This is a genomic window from Kribbella sp. NPDC051620, assembly GCF_044453825.1.
In the GTDB taxonomy this organism is placed as follows: domain Bacteria; phylum Actinomycetota; class Actinomycetes; order Propionibacteriales; family Kribbellaceae; genus Kribbella.
In genome coordinates this window covers 1687-3698 of record NZ_JBITDB010000015.1, presented here as the reverse complement: position 1 = coordinate 3698, position 2012 = coordinate 1687, and the positions used below count along the sequence as shown (strand labels likewise).

Genomic DNA, 2012 nt, shown 5'->3' with positions numbered 1-2012 from the left:
TGTAACGTGTCCGGCCCCCCTTCTCCCGAAGTTACGGGGGCATTTTGCCGAGTTCCTTAACCATGGTTCACTCGATCGCCTTGGTATTCTCTACCTGATCACCTGTGTCGGTTTGGGGTACGGGCGGCTCTAACACTCACTACGAAGCTTTTCTCGGCAGCATGGGATCATCCACTTCCCCTGAACGGGTCCGCCTCGGTTCTCAGGCTCAATGAGACACGGATTTGCCTATGCCTCGCCCTACCACCTTGCCCGCGGATCAGCTTGCGCCTACCATCGCCGCGGATGGACTGCCCTCCTGCGTCACTCCTTAGTGCACCTAATACCACCTAGGGTCGAATCATCCACCCCTCAGCCCGAAGGCCTCAAAGCTTCTGAGTCTTAGCATCAGTAGGTTCGGTCGGGTCGTGTTAATGCCGGTACGGGAATATCAACCCGTTGTCCATCGACTACGCCTGTCGGCCTCGCCTTAGGTCCCGACTTACCCAGGGCAGATTAGCTTGACCCTGGAACCCTTGATCATTCGGCGGACGGGTTTCTCACCCGTCATTCGCTACTCATGCCTGCATTCTCACTCGTGCAGCATCCACAACTAGATCACTCTGCTGCTTCACACGCTGCACGACGCTCCCCTACCCATCCACACACCTGGACCACACAAGGTGGCCGGGTACAAGTGTGAATGCCACAGCTTCGGCGGATTGCTTGAGCCCCGCTACATTGTCGGCGCGGAATCACTTGACCAGTGAGCTATTACGCACTCTTTCAAGGGTGGCTGCTTCTAAGCCAACCTCCTGGTTGTCTGGGCAACTCCACATCCTTTTCCACTTAGCAATCGCTTAGGGGCCTTAGCTGGTGATCTGGGCTGTTTCCCTCTCGACGACGGAGCTTATCCCCCGCCGTCTCACTGCCGCGCTCTCACTTACCGGCATTCGGAGTTTGGCTGATTTCGGTAAGCCGGTAAGCCCCCTAGACCATCCAGTGCTCTACCTCCGGTAAGAAACACGCGACGCTGCACCTATATGCATTTCGGGGAGAACCAGCTATCACGGAGTTTGATTGGCCTTTCACCCCTATCCACAGGTCATCCCCCAGGTTTTCAACCCTGGTGGGTTCGGTCCTCCACGCGGTCTTACCCGCGCTTCAACCTGCCCATGGATAGATCACTCCGCTTCGGGTCTAGAGCATGCGACTAAAGCGCCCTATTCAGACTCGCTTTCGCTACGGCTACCCCACACGGGTTAACCTCGCCACATACCACTAACTCGCAGGCTCATTCTTCAAAAGGCACGCCGTCACACCCACGAATGAATGCTCCGACGGATTGTAGGCAACCGGTTTCAGGTACTATTTCACTCCCCTCCCGGGGTACTTTTCATCTTTCCCTCACGGTACTAGTCCGCTATCGGTCACCAAGAAGTATTTAGGCTTAGCGGGTGGTCCCGCCAGATTCACACGGGATTTCAAGAGTCCCGTGCTACTTGGGAAAACACTCGGAAGTCACTGTCTTACGCCTACGGGGCTCTTACCCACTACGGCTCAACTTTCCAGAAAATTCGACTTCAACAGTGATTTATAACTCCCTGACCCCACGGCATTAAGGTCTGAATGCTCCCACAACCCCATATACGCAACGCACGCCGGCTATCACACGCACATGGTTTAGCCTCATCCGCTTTCGCTCGCCACTACTCACGGAATCACTATTGTTTTCTCTTCCTGCGGGTACTGAGATGTTTCACTTCCCCGCGTTCCCTCCAGAACCCTATGTGTTCAGGCACTGGTAACTGGCTTTAGAATGCCAGCTGGGTTTCCCCATTCGGACACCCCCGGATCACAGCTTGGTTGCCAACTCCCCGGGGCTTATCGCAGGCTCCTACGTCCTTCATCGGCTCTTGGTGCCTAGACATCCACCGATTGCCCTTAGTAGCTTGTCAAAACAACAACAAAAACAACTACTGAAGATGCTCGCGTCCACTATACAGTTCTCAAAATACGGGCAGGAAAACCAG

The 2012-nt window shown here is 55.0% G+C and carries 1 rRNA gene (running past one end of the window); it reads right to left on the bottom strand.

Annotation, left to right across the window (positions count from 1 at the left end):
* A 23S ribosomal RNA gene (locus tag ACIA12_RS40550) occupies window positions 1-1937 on the bottom strand; it reaches 1270 nt to the left of the window's first position.
* Between the last annotated feature and the right edge of the window lie 75 nt (window positions 1938-2012).